The following is an 18,409-nucleotide window of genomic DNA, read 5'->3' on the forward strand; positions in this document are numbered from 1 at the left end:
GCTGCTAGCCCGACCATCTCCCGAACTGTGCTTCAGACACAAAACCGTCTTCGTGCTTCTTTTGTGCGGCAAAGAACCCCCGTTCCCACATCGCTCCGCTCGGCTACGCCCGAGAGAACGCGCTAAAGGCGTGCTCGCTTAGGCCCTACGTCCTTGACCCCGAAGACACACGATGATCGGTGGCAACTGGAGCGGTTTTCGCGAGCAGAAGCGCGCCGCATCCGCGCCTGGATCATTTCGAGACAAGTCCGGCGCCGCGATCAAAATGCTCTCGTCGTCCGCAAATATTTTTCCGGTGGAATTCAAGCGAAAACGCATATTTCAAGTCAAAACTCTCCTGAAGTGGCAAGTACAGACGCTGCAAAGATGCATCTCCTGCCGTGGCCGCGCCGCAGTTTTTGCACCGCCCAGTCGCTCAGTTCCCGCATACCCAAACAAATACAGCGGGTTAAATGCTTAACAAATTACACCTCCACGAGCGGGCGGAGCTAAAATCGATAAAATTTGATTCAAATTCGATTCAAATACAAATAGAATTCTATTCTTATTTTATTCTTATACGACTTTCATTTGTACTTGTTTTTAGCTCGCAAGTTCGCGAGCGATAAAAACGTCTGTGCCATTGTCGAACCATAACGGGGAGACAATCATGCTCAAGACAATCACCAAGCTGATCGCGGTTGCGGTCCTTTTCACCGGCGGCCTTTTCGGCACGGCTCAGGCGCTTCCGGCCAACATGGTCGTGACCGGCTCCACCAACCCGCCGATCGGCCACTACGAGTTCTGCAAGATCTATGCGTCGGAGTGCACCTCCAACGGCAAGGACGGCGGCCCGATGGTGCTGACCCGCGAAGGCTGGCAGAAAATTCTCGAGATCAACTACGACGTGAACCAGGCGATCACTCCGATGACCGACATGGAAATCCATGGCGTCGAAGAGAAGTGGTCCTATCCGGAAACCGTCGGCGATTGTGAAGACTACGTTCTCCTGAAGCGCCGCAAGCTGATCGAAAACGGCTTCTCCGCATCCGACCTGCTGATCACCGTCGTGCTGCAGCCGAATGGCGACGGCCATGCCGTCCTCACCGTTCGTACCGACCGCGGCGACTTCATCCTCGACAACATGCGCAACAAGGTGCTGCTGTGGTCGGATACCGAATACACCTACCTCAAGCGCCAATCGACCGAGCATTCCGGCCGCTGGGTCAAGCTTCAGGACGGCCGCACCGTTGCCGTCGGTAGCGTTCGCACGCAGTAAGATCTGAAACACAGGCGAGCCGCCACCCGGCGGACGTCTCCCAACGGGCCTCGGTCAGTCCATTTTCCCCGTCCAGACCGAGCCTCGGCCGGTTCCGTGTCCCTCGGAACCGGCCGTTTTTTTATGCGGCCTTGCCTCCCCGGACGCACGCAGGCATAGGGCATTCATCGAAAGTTAACCGTCTTCGACCAGCGTCGGGCAAGCGGCGTCCGCCACACTTCGGTCCGCCGCCAACCAGGGGCTCGACACTCGACTTGGGCGCGGCCAACGCGACGGGACGGCCACCATGAGCAACGCTCCAAACGGGATAGACGAACCGGAACTCCGGCCGCTGCTGTCGGCCCGCTTCATCTACCGGGTGACGGCGGTCGTTGTTGTGCTCGCAGCCCTGACGGCGGCAATCGCGTTCGCGGGAAGATGGTTCGGCGAAAACCTGGCGCTGGCCGGTCACACCGCCAGCAGGGAGCCCTACGATATCTTCATCGGACAGGATCATCTGCGGCTGCCGGCGAACATGATCCGCTTCGAGGCCCAACGTGCCACCTCGATCGTCGGGCGTGTCGATGTCTACCTGACATGGCCCGGCCTTGAAGGTTACAGCGACGAAAATCGCGACCTCTTCAACGACGTCGACGCGCCTGAAAATCTGATCTTCCTGCAGATTTCGCAAAGCACGATGTCCCGCGACATGTCGGGTCGGGTGGAGCCGATCTACAAGCAGGTCTTCGACGGCACTCCATCCCCCGGGCCGAACGGACTGCTTTTACATGCGACCAAAGCTGCCTCCAGCTACGCAGGCGAAGTCTTTTATACTGCGGAGCGGACAGGCCAGGCGCCCTACGTGGTGCGCTGTCTGAAATCCGACGCGCAAACCATATCGACCAGCGCCGACTGCCAGCGCGACATTCATGCCGGCAAGGACCTCGTCGTGCTCTACCGCTTCGCCAACAAACTGTTGCCGCAATGGAAGGAAATCGACCACGCGATTACAGCTTTCATCAAAAGCCGAATCGTGCCCTGATTTCGTCCAACTGATGTGGTGCAGGCAGGCACCGCATCATTGCGCTACACCGGAATTGTCTTTGTACGAATGCGTCCGATTCCGGAAACCAATCATTCATCATAAACCGATTGGTAACGCTATGCCGATACTGTCTCGAGAACGGTCGTTCCCGGAGGCGGCGTCCGGACAACCCCATGACATGAGAATAAAGAGCAGCGTAGTGTCCCAAACCGGTTTTTTTGATCTCGCGAAGCGCCCGTTCGGCGCTCTTTCAAAGATGGTAAAGCGGGTCGTCCTGGCAGGCACCATTGCCTCGGTCGCCTTTGTGTTGCCCGGCTTTGCGGCGTCGACCTACGCCAATCCCAAATATTCGGGCATCGTCGTCGATGCCAAGACCGGCAAGATCCTCTATGGCGAGGATGCCGACGAACTGCGCTATCCGGCGTCTCTCACCAAGATGATGACGCTCTACCTCACCTTCGAGGCGCTCGAAGCCGGTCGGATCAGCAAGTCCACGCAGATTCCCTTCTCGAAAAATGCGGCCGCGGAACCCCCGTCGAAGCTCGGCGTGCGCGCCGGCCAGTCGATCACCGTCGAACAGGCGATCCTTTCGCTCGTTACACGGTCGGCCAACGATGCCTCCACGGCACTTGGCGAGTATCTCGGCGGCTCCGAGCAACGCTTCGCCCGCATGATGACGAACAAGGCGCGCGCGCTCGGCATGACGCGCACGACGTACCGCAACGCCAACGGCCTGCCAAATCCGGAACAGCGCACGACCGCACGCGACCAGGCCCGCCTCGGGCTCGCGCTTCGCCAGCATTTCCCGCAGTATTACGACTACTTCTCCACGCGCAGCTTCCGCTTCGGCAAGCAGACCATCGGCAACCACAACCGCCTGCTCGGCAATGTGCGCGGCGTCGACGGCATCAAGACCGGCTACACGCGCGCTTCCGGCTTCAACCTCGTGACCTCGGCCCAGCTCGACGGCCGTAGCATCGTCGCCGTCGTCATGGGCGGCACCTCGGGCGCCAGCCGCGATGCACAGATGCGCCGCCTGGTCGCGAAGTACATGCCGGACGCATCGCGTCGCGGCAACGGCAACCTGATTGCCGAGACGAAGCCGACCCCCGTTCCGGCCGAAGAGACCCAGGTTGCAGCCGCAGCGCCCGTTGCCGAGACGCCGGTCGTCGCAGCCGTCGCCACTGGCCATGACTTGCCCAACACCGGTCCCGTTCCGGATTTCCGCTACAACGGCGAAAGCGCCAGCAGCGTGCAGATGGCCTATGCCGGCAACAAGCCTGCATCGGACAACCCTGTCCTTTCTCCGAAAATCGTTCCCAACACGCTCGACGCGCAGAGCCTGAAGCTTCGCCAGCCTGCGACCGCAGCGATGGTCGACACCCAGATCACCAATTCCGTGCCGAAGAAGGCAGAGGCTGTTGCCAAGGCAGAGCCTGCTGAAGTCGCAAAGGCCGAGCCGATGCCGGCGCAGCCGCAGGGCTGGGTGATCCAGATCGGTGCCACTCCGGACAAGGATCAGGCCATGACGCTGCTCGGCAACGCCAAGGACAAGGGTGGCAAGGCACTGCGCAACGCGCAGCCGTTCACCGTCGCCTTCGGCCAGGTCTACCGCGCCCGCTTCGGCGGCTTCGATGACCAGAATTCGGCAGTCAATGCTTGCAAGGCCTTGAAGAAGAAAGGCATCTCCTGCTGGGCCAGCCAGCAGTAACGACGAAATTTGGCGGCCGGATGTGTTTGTTTTCCGGCCGCCTTCCTCGGATTTGTACAGCGTAACGAGGTTAAACATGGCAATGAACGAGAACGTTCCGGGTGTCACCCCGCTGCCGGGGCGACGGGCTAAACCGTCGCGCATCAATCTGCACCCCCTGCACGAGGCGGCCATGCGCATCGCCGATCTCGGCCTCAATCGATCGAAGGCCAAGACACGCGATCTCGTCGGCATGCTTTTGACGCACGGAGCTCGAGCCTGGCGCTCGACCCAGCCGCGCGCCGGCATCCACCTTCACGTGACGGCGCCAAACCGGCGCCATCCGCTGAAGATGCGGATCACCTGAACATTCACAGTCCGGAAGGCGGCCACGGCCGCCTTTTCGCTTTCTGGCTGGATGATGGTGCGGCCTCGGTAGGGCCGTTTCGCGCGCGCAGAAGAGTGCGAAAGCAGGCGACACCTTCAAGGACGCGTTGGTTGCCGCTCGATTGCCAAGAGCTCAGCAAAATGCCCGCGGCATAGGACTTCTAGAGAAGCCCGAGTTCGGCCAGTTCGCGCCGCAGTTCGAGCGGCATCTCGGAGCCGCCGCCCGATAGCGACGCCAGGTCGCGCGGGGCGTCCTTGTCGGTCAGGTAACGCCATCCCTGAAACGCGCGACGCGGCTGCAGTTCGGTTTCGATCACTTCCGGACCCAGCAGCAGATTACAACGGCCGATACCTTCGCCGTCGGTAAAGGGCTCGATGCCGATGAGCGGCTGGCGCGCCTGCACGCTGCCCTTGATCACCCAGTAGAGCGAGCCGCCTTCCAGCAGTTCCTCCACGCGTTTGGGCACCATGCGCGTCGTGTGGAACGAGTGCGGCTCGAGGCCGGCGGCCATGGCCGCCATCGCCTTGCGCGAAACCCATTCGCGCAGGTCCTCGATCGATTCCGCTCCGACGCAAAGCTTTATGAGATGTAGAGACATGGCTTTTTTTGAACACCCCTCCGGCCGTTGCGGTCAAGCGGCCAGACGTCGTTCATCCACAATCACCGCAATACGTCCGGTCGATACACCGGCGTCTGGGCTTCGAGAGGCTTGCAAGCCTCAACATTCGACAACGTTGACCGCAAGACCGCCAGTCGATGTTTCCTTGTACTTCTCGTTCATGTCGACGCCCGTCTGCCGCATCGTCTCGATGCAGGCGTCGAGCGGCACGAAATGCTTGCCGTCACCTTTGAGCGCCAGAGAAGCGGCCGTCACCGCCTTGACCGCGCCAAGCGCATTGCGCTCGATGCAGGGCACCTGCACGAGGCCGGCCACAGGATCGCAGGTCATGCCGAGGTGATGTTCGAGTGCAATCTCGGCGGCATTTTCGATCTGCTCGGGGGTACCGCCCATAACGGCAGCAAGGCCCGCCGCCGCCATCGCGGACGCCGAGCCGACCTCGCCCTGACAGCCGACCTCAGCGCCGGAAATCGAGGCGTTGTGCTTGATGATGCCGCCGATCGCGGCAGCCGTCAGCAGATAGTCGCGAATGCCTTCCTGGTCGGCGTCGTCATGGAAATGCATGTAATAGCGGATCGTCGCCGGCACTACGCCTGCGGCACCGTTGGTGGGCGAAGTGACGACGCGGCCGCCGGCGGCATTTTCCTCGTTGACCGCCATTGCGTAGACGCTCAGCCAATCGTTGGCGAGCAGAGGATTGGCCTTGTTGGAACGCCACTCTTCCTGCAGCTTGTCGTGGATCGAGCGGGCGCGGCGGCGAACCTTCAAGCCGCCGGGCATGATGCCGTCCTGGCTCAAGCCCCGGTCGATGCAATTGCTCATGGCGCCCCAGATTCGGTCGAGCCCGGCGTTCAGTTCGTCCGGCGACATCGTCGCCTCTTCGTTCGCCCGCTTCATCTGCGCAATCGTCAAGCCGGAGCGCGCAGACATGTCCAGCATTTCCTGGGCCGAGGAGAACGGGAACGGCACCTTGACGCCCGTCGCCTTGTTCTTCGAGGCGCGCATGGCCTCAAGTTCCGTGTCGGTCACGACGAAGCCGCCGCCGATCGAATAGTAGATCCGCTTCAACAGCAGCCGGCCGTCGCGGTCGAAGGCAGAAAACGACATGCCGTTGGCATGGCCGGGCAACGGCACCTTCTTGTCGAAGACCAGATCGGTCTTCGGCTGGAATTCGTAGGACGGATGGCCCGGCGGTGTAATGCGGCCCGTGCGTTCGACCTCATCGATGAGAGCATCCATGCGATCCGGATCGACGAGATCCGGGCGTTCGCCAACGAGTCCGAGGATCACCGCCCTGCCCGTTCCGTGGCCGATGCCGGTGTGGGCGAGCGAACCGTGCAGGCTCACCTTGATTGCCGCAACGGAGGCATGGGACGGACGTGGCCAGTCGTCGGAAAGGATGAGATCGAGAAAGCGATTGGCGGCCGACATCGGCCCCATCGTATGCGAGCTCGAAGGCCCGATACCAATCTTGAACACGTCGAAGACGGAAAGAAACATAAGCTGCCTGCCCCGGAGACTGACCCGCGACGCACGGGCATGATCGCCCGGCACCGCATTAACGATTGCCTCGATACCACGCTTCGAAGTCTATGCGAACCGGCGTGATACCATCTTATTTGCTGGTGGATTTTACGCCTTGATCGGTGCCGATTTAAGGAGATCCGCAAGCAGATATAGGAACGAAGCCTAAGCGATCCCATAGCTGGCCGTCAGGCGGTCAACCGACATTCGATCCCGTCCGTGCGACATTGACCTCCCGCAAGGCCTCCGGGTAGCGCCACTGGTTGCCTGGAATCAAAAACGGCGCGGCTTTTGGGAAGCCGCGCCGTCAATCAGTGGACTTTTCTAGATACTAGATATCAAAGGCCGCCGAAAAGATAAGCAAGAACAAGAACGCCAGCGAAACCAGCCACGGCGCGTGCAGTTACGCCCCAGCAAGACTTCTGAATTGTATTGTCCATGATGTCTCCGAAAACACTCTCAACGGCCGCGGGCAGCACAGTGGGCGCCCGCGTCTGGGGCCATGCATATTGAAGAAAGCGTAAATGCGCAATGGGGGAATGTGGCGGAAAGGTGTCAAGCTCGTGCGACCGAACACAGGATCCTGGTGAAAACCGCACAAATGGTCGGTACGGCCGGGAAGAAATTCCGCCGCAATTTCATCACAGTAGTTGACGCGTCGCCGATTCCGACGCCGCCCCGGCCACCTTGCAATTTCCAAAAGCCATGCCAAAAACACGTGTATGACCTTCGAAGATTACATAGCGCTTGTCGTGTTTATCCTGCTTTGGGCGGGTTTCAGCTGGGCGACCGATGGCACGCGCGGCTTCAAACGCGTGAGTCTTACGCGCCTCATGAACGAGCATCGCGGCCGCTGGATCCGCAATTCGCTCAACCGCGACCTGAAGATGATCGATACGCAGATCATCGCGGGGCTCCAGGCCGGCACCGCTTTCTTCGCTTCAACGACCATATTCGCGCTCGGCGGCTGCTTCGCACTGCTCGGCGCTACCGAACAGGCGCAGATGATCTTTGCCGACATGCCCTATGTCTTCCATGGCGGGCGCACGGCGTTCGAGCTGAAGGTCGGCGGCCTCACCTGCCTCTTCGGCTACTCCTTCTTCAAGTTCGGCTGGTCCTACCGGCTGTTCAACTATTGCTCGATCCTGATGGGTGGCATCCCGATGACCGCCGACATGCAGCGGGATCGTCATGCGGCGGAAAAGGCGGCCGAACGGGCGATCCGCATGAACGTGCTTGCCGCCAAGCACTTCAACGCCGGTCTCCGGGCGATCTTTCTTTCGATCGGCTATCTCGGCTGGTTCATCAGCCCCTATGTGTTCGTGGCGCTCACCGTCTTCGTCATCTTCGTCTTGACCCGCAGACAGTTCTTCTCGGAAGCGCGTTCCGCGCTCCTCAAGGACGCAACACCCTGACAGTCCGCGCAACCGGCGCGCCGGACGGCTGCGGATCGCAGCCGCGGCGTTCCATCAGCAATCAAGGACGCGTGCCTGGCGCAAGCCAGGCCTGCCACTCTTCCTCACGCCAACAGGATGGCGAATGCCCATGTCCGATATCCATGTGACCGCACCGGCAGCAGAGACCCCGGCGAAACCGACAGGCAGGCGGCTCGCCTTCATCGATGTCGCGCGCGGCGTGGCGCTGCTTGCCATGGCGACCTATCACTTCGTCTGGGACCTCGAGTTTTTCGGCTATGTCGCAGCAGGCACGGCCGGCACCGGCGGCTGGAAGATTTTTGCGCGGCTGATTGCCAGCAGCTTCCTGTTTCTTGCCGGCTACAGCCTCGTGCTCGGACAATGGCCGACGATCCGCATCAATGCGTTCCTGCGCCGTTTCGCCAAGATCGCTGGCGCCGCAGCGCTGATCACGATTGCCACCTATTTTGCCTTCCCGGACACCTTCATCTTCTTCGGCATCCTGCACGCGATCGCCGCGGCAAGCCTGATCGGCCTGATATTCCTCAGGCTTCCTGCCGTCGTTTCGTTCGCCGCAGCCGCCGCGGCCATCGCGGCACCCTTCTATCTGCGCTCGCCGATCTTCGATGCGCCCTGGCTCTGGTGGGTCGGTCTGTCCGAGACGCTGCCACGGTCCAACGACTACGTGCCGCTGTTGCCGTGGCTCGGTCCGTTTCTGCTCGGCCTTGGTGCCGCCAAGCTCTTCCACGCGCAGCTGGCATCCGCGCTTGCAAGCCGGCCCTCCACAGATGGCAAGGGGCGGCTGTGGATGACGCCCCTCGTCTTCGGCAGCCGTCACAGTCTGGCCATATACCTCATTCACCAGCCCGTGCTCATCGGACTGGTCTATCTCTTCTCGCTGATCTCTCCGCCGACACTGCCGGATCCCAAGGAAGCCTACCGCAGCAATTGCGTTGCGGCCTGCAACCAGGGAAATCCAGCCGTGCCGTGCGACAGCTTCTGCGGCTGTACCCTCGACCGTCTGGTGGAACAGAACCTGTTCGACAGCCTGAACAGGGGAGAGATCAACGTCAGCAGCGATGAACGCATTGCGCGAATCGCGCAGCAATGCACAATGAACGTGCAATCAGGGGACTAGGACATGAATGCCTATCGTGCCAAGCCGCTGAACTTCCCATGGCCGGCCCTTCTCTACGGGGTCGCCACTCTTGCGGCGCTTCTACTGGCGCGACATTTTCCCATTCCGGTGGCACATGGCCACGGCTGGTTTCCCTGGATCAGCGGCGGCGCCCTGATTATCGTCGCGATCTGGCTGGCCCTCTGGGCCGTCAAAACGCTGCTCGATCGGCATACGGCGGTCATGCCCTACCGATCAGCCACATGCCTGGTCACCTACGGTCCGTTCCGCTTCACGCGCAATCCGATCTATCTCGGCTACACCTTGATGATGATCGGCTTTGGGCTGGCGACGCTCAATCCGTGGTTCTTCATCATGGCGATTGCAGCCGTGATGCTGACCACACTCTTTGCCATCCGCAATGAAGAGCGGCACCTGCTGTCGCGCTTCGGTTTCGAATTCGAGCGCTACTGCCGGCATACCAGCCGTTGGATCTGAGCGCCGGCAGGGATACACGCAGCAAAAAGGGCAGCGCGAACGCTACCCTTCGAAAATTCCAGACATAAACCAGCGACCCTTCAGGTGCCGACGCCGATTTCGGCCAAACGCGTCAGGCACGCTTCCTCGACATTGTCGAGTTCCGTCAGCGTATCGTCGATGTCCTTGCGCTTCTGGCGCAGCTCTTCGCGCTTTTCCTCGACGCGCGACATCAGCAGCTGAAGCTGGCCGAGCTCGCCGGGAGGGTCCTTGTAGACCTGAATGATTTCACGGATCTCGGCGATGGTGAAGCCGATGCGGCGCCCTCGCAGAATCTCCTGAATGAGCCGCCGGTCGGCCGGCCGGAACAGGCGCGTGCGACCACGGCGCTCCGGATGGATGAGGCCCTCGTCCTCATAGAAACGCAGCGTTCGCGTGGAAATGCCGAATTCCCGCGTCAATTCGGTGATGCTATAGTATTTATCCACGCTGCCATTCCATGTGTTCCTGGGCATGCACTATCGTTGACCTTGACGTAAAAGTCAAACAACGCGCCACGTTACGTGACGTGGAACCACCAGGTGGCGATGCCGAGAAAGCTGAAGAAGCCGGTGATATCGGTAATGGCCGTCACGAAGACGGCGGAAGAGACCGCCGGGTCGGCGCCGAAGCGATCGAGGCAGAGCGGCACGAGGATGCCGCCAAGGGCTGCAGCCATCATGTTGATCAGCATCGCAGTTGCGATGATGCCGCCGATGTTCGGGTCCTGAAACCAGAGACCGGCAAGAAGCCCGATCAGCGTGCCGAAGATCATGCCGTTGAGCAGCCCAACGCCGGCTTCACGCCGGATGATGCGCGGCGCGTTGTGAATGTCGAGACCCCGTGTTGCGAGCGCGCGCACGGTAACGGTCATCGTCTGCGAACCGGCATTGCCGCCCATGCCCGCAACGATCGGCATCAGGATGGCGAGCGCCACGATCTGCTGGATCGTCGCGTCGAAGAGGCCGATGACCGAAGCGGAGATGCAGGCGGTCATCGAATTGATGAACAGCCAGGGCACGCGCGAGCGCGATGCCTCCCCGACGGAGTCTGAGAGTTCTTCGTCGCCGACGCCGCTCAGGCGCAGCAAGTCTTCCTCGGCTTCTTCCTGAATGACGTCGACGACGTCATCGATGGTGAGCACGCCAACAAGCCTGCCATTGTCATCGACGACGGCCGCAGAAAGAAGGTCGTATTGCTCGAATAGCTGGGCCGCCTCTTCCTGGTCCATCTCGGCCGGAATGGCATGGCTGGTGTCGTGCATGATCGCATCGACCTTGACCGAACGCTTGGTTCGGAGGATGCGGTCGAGGTCAATGGCGCCGAGCAGCTTGAAGGTCGGGTCGATCACGAAGATCTGCGTGAAACTCTCCGGCAGGTCCTCGTCTTCGCGCATGTAGTCGATCGTCTGGCCGACAGTCCAGAATGGCGGCACCGCCACGAACTCGGTCTGCATGCGCCGGCCGGCCGTGCTTTCGGGGTAATCCAGCGAGCGTCGCAGGCGAACCCGTTCGGTAAACGGCAGCTTCGCCAGGATCTCGTCCTGGTCTTCCTGGTCCAGGTCTTCCAGAATGTAGACCGCATCGTCCGAATCCATCTCGCCGATGGCCTCGGCGATCTGTTCGTTCGGCATGTGCTCGACGATATCGAGACGGATCGCTTCGTCGACCTCCGTCAGTGCAGAAAGGTCGAATTCCTTGCCGAGCAGCGAAACCAGCGCCAGGCGCTGATCGGGCTGGATCGCCTCGAGCAGGTCACCCATTTCCGACGAGTGCAGGCCGGCAACGTGCTGGCGCAGATAGATCGTATCGCGGTCGGCGATTGCCGCGCCGACATGCATGAGAAAATCAGAGCGGATAGAACCGTCGTCGGCATAAATGTCCGAGCCGTCAAAGGCCTTGACGTCTTCTGAGCCGCGGTCTTCGTCGCCAGTATTGCTCATGCGCGCCCTCGAAACGATTTGCTGCTTCCCGGCCGTCCGCCTCGCGAGCCGGAAAGAATGCGTCCACTGACGTTTGCCTCACCCTCATCCGCCGCCATGGGCGGGAATTCTGGCCTTACAGCCTGCTAGCGCAAAGCCCTGCCGAGGTCCACAGCACAGATACCACCGGGCGCGCCGCAACAACAGATTTATTCAAGCTGTTGCAAATACATGAAAAACCGGCTGCTTCTCGACACAGTCGACATCGACCGCGCGATCGGCTAGCACTTCAGTCGAGATATCGGAGGCGCAACACCCATTTGGCGCCGCCAAGGAAGATCTGATGGCCATTCGCCCCATTGTCCGCTTTCCCAACCCGCTGCTGACCCGGACAGCGGAGACGATCACCCGCTTCGACGCGGCATTAGAGGCGCTGGCCGCGGACCTTCTCGACACGATGCGGGGCGCCCCCGGCGTCGGTATCACCGCGCCGCATATCGGCATCCTGGAGCGCGTGACGGTGATCGAGCTCGACCGCGAAAGCGGCGCCAGGACCTTCGTCAATCCGGAGGTCATCTGGTATAGCGACGAGAAGGCGACCCATACGGAAGGCAGCGTCTCGATGCCGGGCATCCTGGAAGAGGTCGAGCGCCCCCGCGCCGTTCGCGTCCGCTACCAGACGCTTGGCGGCGAGACGATCGACGAGGAAGCCGACGGCTTCATGGCCACCTGCCTGCAGCACGAAATCGACCAGCTCGACGGCATCTTCTGGACACAACGGCTCTCGCGCCTGAAGCGCGACCGCGCCATCAAGAAGTTCGAAAAGCTGACCAGGGAGCAGGCGCGCGGCTAGCGCACCGATTCCCTGCTCGCAACATCACGTCATAGTCACCAAGGACCGAACCATGAAACCGACCTATCTCGCCCTCATCGGCCTCCTCGCGCTCGCCGGCTGCAACAGCGCCCAGCAAGATCTCGAGCCCCTGCCCCAGAGCCTGACCTATGGCGAGAACGCGGCCAGCAGGAAGACACAGGCCGCACCGGGCGCCATGATCCAGAACCGCTTCATGTATGAAGGCCAAATGGTCTACGAGACCTACAAGGTTCAGCCCGACCGCACCTACAAGCTTGTCCGCCGCCGCATGGACCAGAGTGGACCTGCCGGCAACAACTGACACGGATCAGGGCGTACGGGCGCAGCGACCTCTGTCGCCCGTCGCCGCTATGTAATTCGAGCCGCGTATACCGCCGTTTCGAAATCGAGATAGCTCCCGAACGAAGCGGGATCGGCAAAGGGCAGTATTTGTGTCGCCCACAGGCCACCGAGACCGTTTTGGCGGTCTATCCAGTAGTAGAGGTTCGCAAGCCCCGCCCAGGCTAACGCACCGGCTGGCCGCCCCGTCGGTGCTGCTTCATCGTTGATCATGAAGCTTATCCCCCAGGACTTCGGCATGCCGGGGAAAAATTCGGCGTCGTGCGACAGGCTTCTTATTACCCCCGGGAGCCTCTTGATCTTTTTTTCTCCGAGGCCGTTCCTTGCCGCCATTTCGACCGTTTCCGTCTTCAACACCCGACCGCCGGGTGACATCCCGTCGTTGAGCCACATGCGGATAAATTTGGCGTAGTCGACGGCCGTCGAATAGAGACCGTGCCCGCCCATCTGGACCTCCGGGGCCTGCGGGAGCCTGAAATCAGGCAACGGCGACAAACGTCCGGCATCGTCCCTTTGGTGCAAGGTAACCACGCGGGATGTCATGGATGCGGTCATTGCAAAGCCGGTGTCCTCCATACCAAGCGGCTGGAGGATGCGTTCCGCCATCACAGCGCCAAGCCGCTTGCCGGTGATGCCCTCCACGACCTGCCCGGCCCAGTCCAGGCTGCTCCCATATTCCCAGTCGTCGCCGGGATCGAAGAGCAAAGGCGTCCGGATGGATGCATGGGACGCGGTGATCACGCTCGGCTGTCCATGTTGCCGCGCCAACCGGGCATAGGTCTCGTTGAAAAAATCGTAGCCAAAACCGGCCGTGTGCAGGAGCAGCATGCGCGTGGTGATGTCCCGTTTGGGCGGGCGGAGTTTCGGATTCCCCGCGAGGTCAAACCCCTCGATCACCTGCAGCGTGCCGATTTCGGGCGCGTATTGCCTGGCGGGAGCGTCGAGATCGAGCTTGCCCTCCTCGACCAATTGCAGGCAGACCGTCGCCGTGATCGCCTTCGTCATCGAGAAGATCGCAAAGACGCTGTCGATGGTCATATCCGTCGCGCCAGCCAAAGAGCGCTTTCCGGTGGCGCCCGCGTAAAAATTGCCATGGCGATCCGTGGCGATTGCGACAACGCCTGGCACGCCATCGGCGGAAGCGACCGCGGCATTGAGGATTGCATCGGCAGCAGTCTTGAGATCGCCGGACAAAGGAACCTCCCGCACAGCCAAGGCTTCGACACGCGTGGCGGTCGTGCCACCCTTCACGTTGAACCGCCGCGCAAATCTTAACATCAAAGGGCGGCCCAAGCCATTTTCTAACGGCTGTGGAAAAAGAGTGCCGTCGGCCAACTCAGCGCGAAACGAGCGAGACTCAGATTGCCAGAAGGCATCACGATGCCGCCGATCAGGGCGCGCCAGAACGGGGAAGCTAAACATGGATTTGAAACAAAAAACCCGGCCGAAGCCGGGTATTTGGTGCGGTCGAGAAGACTCGAACTTCCACGGGTTGCCCCACAGCGACCTCAACGCTGCGCGTCTACCAATTCCGCCACGACCGCATCGTGGTAGGGCCGACTTGCGTCGGCGCGGCTGCATGTAGCAAAAGCCCCTTGAGTGCACAAGGGATGGCTGTGGACAAATTAAACGATGGCGACGGACGGGAGGGCATTCACAGAGCGGCGCGAAAAGACGGCGTTCAGCGCGCGCATTTCAGACCAGCGAACGAACCTCCCCGACGCCTTTCGAGGCTCGCTCTCGCCACGACGGGATCGTCGGCAATTCGTTCGGCATTCGCGCGCAAGATGAGCGACGGCCGCCACCCCTATTCGAACGCATGATATGGACTGGAAGACAAAGGGATGCGCCGGTTGCGCACGGGCAGAAGGCCTAATTGGCTAACACCAGGATTAAAAACAAAAAACCCGGCCGAAGCCGGGTTTTTTTGGTGCGGTCGAGAAGACTCGAACTTCCACGGGTTGCCCCACAGCGACCTCAACGCTGCGCGTCTACCAATTCCGCCACGACCGCATCGTGGTAGGGCCGACTTGCGTCGACGGGGCTGCATGTAGCAAAAGCCCCTGGGGGGCACAAGGGGATCACGACAGAATTTTGACGGGAAATGAAACTATTTCAACAGCCCGCCCAAGGAGCCCCGGAAACGCTGGACTCTTGCCTCGCGCCATCCCATGTACAGGCTCCAAAAAACAGGAATGCCGAGCGAATGCAGCGTGAAAATCTGAGCCAGGACATGTTTGCCCCTCCGGAATCACCCCCGGTTCGCTGGCGGATTGCCTCCGAACTGGTCGATTATCCGCAGGCCGTCGAGCTGATGGAGCAGGAAGCCGCGGCGATTGCCGCCGGCACCGCAGATGAACTGGTCTGGCTCGTTGAGCATCCGCCGCTCTATACGGCCGGCACCAGTGCCGACGCCGCCGATCTCGTCATGCCCGACCGTTTTCCGGTCTTTGCCACCGGCCGCGGCGGCGAATACACCTATCACGGCCCGGGCCAGCGCGTCGTTTACGTCATGCTCGACCTCAAGCGCAGGAAGCAGGACGTACGCGCTTTCGTCGCGGCACTCGAAAGCGTCGTCATCTCCACGCTCGATTCGATGAACGTTCGGGGCGAGCGGCGTGAAGACCGGGTCGGTGTCTGGGTGCGGCGCCCGGAAAAGCCTGCCCTGCCCGACGGCTCCATGTCGGAAGACAAGATCGCCGCGATCGGCATCCGCCTGCGCAAATGGGTGAGTTTCCATGGCTTTGCGCTCAACGTCGACCCGGATCTCGACCATTTCGGCGGCATCGTGCCCTGCGGCATTCGCGGTTATGGCGTCACCAGCCTCGTCGATCTCGGCCTGCCCGTAATGATGCCGGACGTGGACATCCGCTTGCGCGAGGCCTTCGAGACCGTGTTCGGTCCGACGCGGAACGACGCGCCGTAAGCCCGTTCAACTTGCCGTTCGACGTCCAGCCTGCCGCTCACGCCAGATGATGAAGAGGCCCGAGCCAACGATGATGGCGATACCAAGCCATTTGGAGAGCGACGGAAAGTCTCCGAAGATGAGATAACCGAGCGCCGTCGCCGTGACGATCTCGAAATAATGAAACGGTGCGAGCAGCGAGACGGGTGCCGCCCGGAACGCCTTGACCACCAGCAGATGGCCGTAGCCGGACAGCGCGCCAAGCACGATCACGAGCATCCAGCCAAGCGGCGACTTCGGCAGCGACGGCACGAAATCGGCGCTGCCCATGCCGTTGCCGATCAGGATCACCAGCGCCATCGTCAATGTGCCGCCGATGCCGGCAATTGTCTGCATCGTTAGCGGCGAGTCGCCGGTACCGACAGCACGGTTGAGGAGCAGGTAGCAGGCAAAGACGAAGGCGCAGGCAACCGGCAACAGCGCGGTTAGGCCGAAAGCGGCAAAGCTCGGCTGGATGACGATCATCGCTCCACCGAAACCGACGACAATGGCGAGCCAGCGCCGCCAGCCCACTCTTTCCTTGAGGAACACCGCCGAAAGACAGGTCAGGATGAAGGGCTCGACGAAATAGATGGCGAAGGTGTCGGCAAGCGGCATGTACTTCACCGATATGAAGAAGAACAAGGCCGCGGTCGCCAGCAGTACACCGCGCAGCAGATTGGCCCAGGGCCGCTTTGGCCTCAGCGCCCGCAGGCCACCGGCGCCAAGCAGCATCGGTAGCGTCGCTACCAGTTGGAAGAAGAAGCGGTAAAAGGTCACCTGCCCCGGCGACATGCCCTCATAGACGGCCATGTATTTCGCAATCACGTCCATGCCCGGCAGGATGACCATGGCAAAGAGCATGATGGCGACGCCCTGCATCACCGTGTCGGTGTGGTCGGTGGTCGCAGTTCGGGCGTCTGTCATGGGGCAAGCTCCTGTGGCCGCCGCACATTAGAGCCTACGCGTTGGTTTTCAACGGCCGAGGATGCGACGGAGAAAGAACTATCCGCGCCCTAGCCGCAATTGACGGTGTTTTTGGCGCTTCGGGGTGGTCCCTCGCCGCCCAAATGCCTATAAGCTCAGGACAATCTTCCGCCCCGGATCCAAAGGTCGGCCGTCGGCCCCCATGGTTCGGGACCTTTGAACGTGACCGTGGCAAAGGAGATGTCCATGCGCTTGTCCACCGAAACGATGATTGCCCGCCTGCGCGACACCAGCGACGGTGATACGCTGGGAGGACGCATCTGGAGGGCGCGCGACGCCGCAAATCTCAGCGCCAAGGAACTGGCCGATCAACTCGGCGTGCGCACGGAGACGATCGCGGCCTGGGAACGGGATCGGGCCGAACCCCGCACAAACCGGCTGTTCATGCTTGCAGGCGTACTCGGCGTCACCCCGGCCTGGCTGATCGCCGGGCTCGGCCGCGCGCCGGATGCCGACGCAATCGACGAGAAGGACGGCCTGCGCGAGCAGCTCGCCCTCGTCAAGAAGCTGCACGAACAGACCGGCAAGGCGATTGCCGCTCTTGAGATGGAACTCAATCGCGTTCAACAGAACATTCGATAACCTATTGCGATTCCACTTAGGGCCGCCGTTCTGGCGGCCCGACGTCATTTCAGTCCAAGGAGAAAATAGATGGATGTACGCGCCGCCGTTGCCGTTCAGGCAGGCAAGCCGCTCGAGGTCATGACGGTTCAGCTCGAAGGCCCGCGGGCCGGCGAAGTGCTGATCGAGGTCAAGGCCACAGGCATCTGCCACACCGACGATTTCACCCTGTCCGGCGCCGATCCGGAAGGCCTGTTCCCTGCGATCCTCGGCCATGAAGGCGCCGGCATCGTCGTCGACGTCGGCCCGGGTGTGACCTCGGTGAAGAAGGGCGATCATGTCATTCCGCTCTACACGCCCGAGTGCCGCTCCTGCCCGTCGTGTCTGTCGCGCAAGACCAATCTGTGCACCGCGATCCGCTCGACGCAAGGCCAAGGCCTGATGCCCGACGGCACCTCGCGCTTCTCGATCGGCAAGGACACGATCCACCACTACATGGGCTGCTCGACCTTCGCCAACTACACGGTGCTGCCGGAGATCGCGGTTGCCAAGGTCAACCCGGACGCGCCGTTCGACAAGATCTGCTACATCGGCTGCGGCGTGACGACCGGCATCGGCGCCGTCATCAACACGGCACAGGTGGAAATGGGTGCGACTGCGATCGTCTTCGGTCTCGGCGGCATCGGCCTCAACGTCATTCAGGGCCTGCGCCTTGCCGGTGCCGACATGATCATCGGTGTCGACCTCAACAACGACAAGAAGGCCTGGGGCGAACGCTTCGGCATGACCCACTTCGTCAACCCGAAGGAGGTCGGCGACGACATCGTGCCTTACCTCGTCAACATGACCAAGCGCGGAGCCGACCAGATCGGCGGCGCCGACTACACCTTCGACTGCACCGGCAACACCAAGGTCATGCGCCAGGCGCTCGAGGCCTCGCATCGCGGCTGGGGCAAGTCGGTCGTCATCGGCGTTGCCGGCGCGGGCCAGGAGATCTCCACCCGGCCGTTCCAGCTCGTCACCGGCCGCAGCTGGATGGGCACCGCCTTTGGCGGCGCGCGCGGCCGCACCGACGTGCCGAAGATCGTCGACTGGTACATGGAAGGCAAGATCGAGATCGACCCGATGATCACCCACACGATGCCGCTCGAAGACATCAACAAGGGCTTCGAACTGATGCATTCTGGCGAGAGCATCCGCTCGGTCGTTCTCTACTAAGCTGCTATTTTGAT

The 18,409-nt window shown here is 61.4% G+C and carries 19 protein-coding genes and 2 tRNA genes; 13 read left to right on the top strand and 8 right to left on the bottom strand.

Going from position 1 to position 18,409, the window contains the following annotated elements:
• Positions 1-172 precede the first annotated feature (172 nt).
• The 5 genes from IB272_RS11745 to IB272_RS11765 all read left to right on the top strand — a co-directional run bounded on the left by IB272_RS11745 (position 173) and on the right by IB272_RS11765 (position 4,339).
• Entirely contained in the window at positions 173-460 is a 288-nt protein-coding gene (locus tag IB272_RS11745; RefSeq protein ID WP_162733108.1) for a hypothetical protein, read from the top strand.
• 189 nt (positions 461-649) lie between these two features.
• Positions 650-1,258 carry a transglutaminase-like cysteine peptidase gene (locus IB272_RS11750; RefSeq protein ID WP_034795974.1) on the top strand — a complete coding sequence of 203 codons (609 nt, stop codon included), beginning with the start codon at positions 650-652 and terminating at the stop codon, positions 1,256-1,258.
• Positions 1,259-1,544: 286 nt separating this feature from the next.
• Complete coding sequence (locus IB272_RS11755) at positions 1,545-2,279, top strand: hypothetical protein (RefSeq protein ID WP_060516839.1); 735 nt, start codon at positions 1,545-1,547, stop codon at positions 2,277-2,279.
• Between the two features lie 181 nt (positions 2,280-2,460).
• Positions 2,461-3,993 (top strand): SPOR domain-containing protein, encoded by a 1,533-nt coding sequence (locus tag IB272_RS11760; RefSeq protein WP_060582501.1) that lies wholly within the window; start codon positions 2,461-2,463, stop codon positions 3,991-3,993.
• Between the two features lie 76 nt (positions 3,994-4,069).
• A complete protein-coding gene (locus IB272_RS11765) occupies positions 4,070-4,339 on the top strand; it encodes a hypothetical protein (protein WP_034795983.1) in 270 nt (89 codons plus the stop codon).
• A 181-nt stretch (positions 4,340-4,520) separates the two neighbouring features.
• On the opposite strand, the gene IB272_RS11770 is transcribed toward IB272_RS11765, so the two are convergent.
• A complete protein-coding gene (locus IB272_RS11770; RefSeq protein WP_060582502.1) occupies positions 4,521-4,958 on the bottom strand; it encodes a DUF1489 family protein in 438 nt (145 codons plus the stop codon).
• A 120-nt stretch (positions 4,959-5,078) separates the two neighbouring features.
• A complete protein-coding gene (locus IB272_RS11775; protein ID WP_034795990.1) occupies positions 5,079-6,479 on the bottom strand; it encodes an L-serine ammonia-lyase in 1,401 nt (466 codons plus the stop codon).
• 746 nt (positions 6,480-7,225) lie between these two features.
• Here IB272_RS11775 and IB272_RS11780 point away from each other — a divergent pair.
• The 3 genes from IB272_RS11780 (at position 7,226) to IB272_RS11790 (ending at position 9,533) form a co-directional block, all read left to right on the top strand.
• Positions 7,226-7,918 carry a DUF599 domain-containing protein gene (locus tag IB272_RS11780; RefSeq protein WP_034795992.1) on the top strand — a complete coding sequence of 231 codons (693 nt, stop codon included), beginning with the start codon at positions 7,226-7,228 and terminating at the stop codon, positions 7,916-7,918.
• A 235-nt stretch (positions 7,919-8,153) separates the two neighbouring features.
• Positions 8,154-9,056 carry a DUF1624 domain-containing protein gene (locus IB272_RS11785; protein ID WP_246810350.1) on the top strand — a complete coding sequence of 301 codons (903 nt, stop codon included), beginning with the start codon at positions 8,154-8,156 and terminating at the stop codon, positions 9,054-9,056.
• A gap of 3 nt (positions 9,057-9,059) precedes the next feature.
• Positions 9,060-9,533, top strand: coding sequence for an isoprenylcysteine carboxylmethyltransferase family protein (locus IB272_RS11790; protein ID WP_034796004.1), 474 nt, complete (start codon positions 9,060-9,062; stop codon positions 9,531-9,533).
• An 80-nt stretch (positions 9,534-9,613) separates the two neighbouring features.
• Here the strand turns inward: IB272_RS11790 and IB272_RS11795 are convergent, their stop codons facing one another.
• Both IB272_RS11795 and mgtE read right to left on the bottom strand, forming a co-directional pair.
• Entirely contained in the window at positions 9,614-10,000 is a 387-nt protein-coding gene (locus tag IB272_RS11795; RefSeq protein WP_089044566.1) for a MerR family DNA-binding transcriptional regulator, read from the bottom strand.
• A gap of 71 nt (positions 10,001-10,071) precedes the next feature.
• Complete coding sequence (gene mgtE, locus IB272_RS11800) at positions 10,072-11,493, bottom strand: magnesium transporter (RefSeq protein WP_060582504.1); 1,422 nt, start codon at positions 11,491-11,493, stop codon at positions 10,072-10,074.
• Between the two features lie 322 nt (positions 11,494-11,815).
• Between mgtE and IB272_RS11805 the strand changes: the two genes are divergently transcribed.
• Positions 11,816-12,325 carry a peptide deformylase gene (locus tag IB272_RS11805; RefSeq protein WP_060582505.1) on the top strand — a complete coding sequence of 170 codons (510 nt, stop codon included), beginning with the start codon at positions 11,816-11,818 and terminating at the stop codon, positions 12,323-12,325.
• Between the two features lie 52 nt (positions 12,326-12,377).
• The gene (locus tag IB272_RS11810; protein WP_192444435.1) at positions 12,378-12,647 is read left to right on the top strand and encodes a hypothetical protein; all 270 of its coding nucleotides are present in this window, start codon (positions 12,378-12,380) and stop codon (positions 12,645-12,647) included.
• Positions 12,648-12,694: 47 nt separating this feature from the next.
• Here the strand turns inward: IB272_RS11810 and IB272_RS11815 are convergent, their stop codons facing one another.
• The 3 genes from IB272_RS11815 to IB272_RS11825 all read right to left on the bottom strand — a co-directional run bounded on the left by IB272_RS11815 (position 12,695) and on the right by IB272_RS11825 (position 14,698).
• Positions 12,695-13,879 carry a serine hydrolase domain-containing protein gene (locus IB272_RS11815; RefSeq protein ID WP_192444436.1) on the bottom strand — a complete coding sequence of 395 codons (1,185 nt, stop codon included), beginning with the start codon at positions 13,877-13,879 and terminating at the stop codon, positions 12,695-12,697.
• A 265-nt stretch (positions 13,880-14,144) separates the two neighbouring features.
• Positions 14,145-14,229 (bottom strand) — tRNA-Leu (locus IB272_RS11820).
• Between the two features lie 384 nt (positions 14,230-14,613).
• Positions 14,614-14,698, bottom strand: a tRNA-Leu gene (locus IB272_RS11825).
• 193 nt (positions 14,699-14,891) lie between these two features.
• Here IB272_RS11825 and lipB point away from each other — a divergent pair.
• The gene (lipB, locus tag IB272_RS11830) at positions 14,892-15,611 is read left to right on the top strand and encodes a lipoyl(octanoyl) transferase LipB (protein WP_060516828.1); all 720 of its coding nucleotides are present in this window, start codon (positions 14,892-14,894) and stop codon (positions 15,609-15,611) included.
• Between the two features lie 6 nt (positions 15,612-15,617).
• On the opposite strand, the gene IB272_RS11835 is transcribed toward lipB, so the two are convergent.
• Positions 15,618-16,556: a DMT family transporter gene (locus IB272_RS11835; RefSeq protein WP_060516826.1), complete on the bottom strand. Its 939-nt coding sequence runs from the start codon at positions 16,554-16,556 to the stop codon at positions 15,618-15,620.
• Between the two features lie 246 nt (positions 16,557-16,802).
• Here IB272_RS11835 and IB272_RS11840 point away from each other — a divergent pair, with 246 nt between their 5' ends.
• Positions 16,803-17,198 (top strand): helix-turn-helix transcriptional regulator, encoded by a 396-nt coding sequence (locus IB272_RS11840; RefSeq protein ID WP_034804375.1) that lies wholly within the window; start codon positions 16,803-16,805, stop codon positions 17,196-17,198.
• Between the two features lie 69 nt (positions 17,199-17,267).
• Positions 17,268-18,395, top strand: a complete 1,128-nt coding sequence (locus IB272_RS11845; protein WP_192438960.1) for an S-(hydroxymethyl)glutathione dehydrogenase/class III alcohol dehydrogenase — start codon at positions 17,268-17,270, stop codon at positions 18,393-18,395.
• Positions 18,396-18,409 lie beyond the last annotated feature (14 nt).

Source organism: Ensifer sp. ENS08 (assembly GCF_014852195.1).
GTDB lineage: Bacteria > Pseudomonadota > Alphaproteobacteria > Rhizobiales > Rhizobiaceae > Ensifer > Ensifer adhaerens.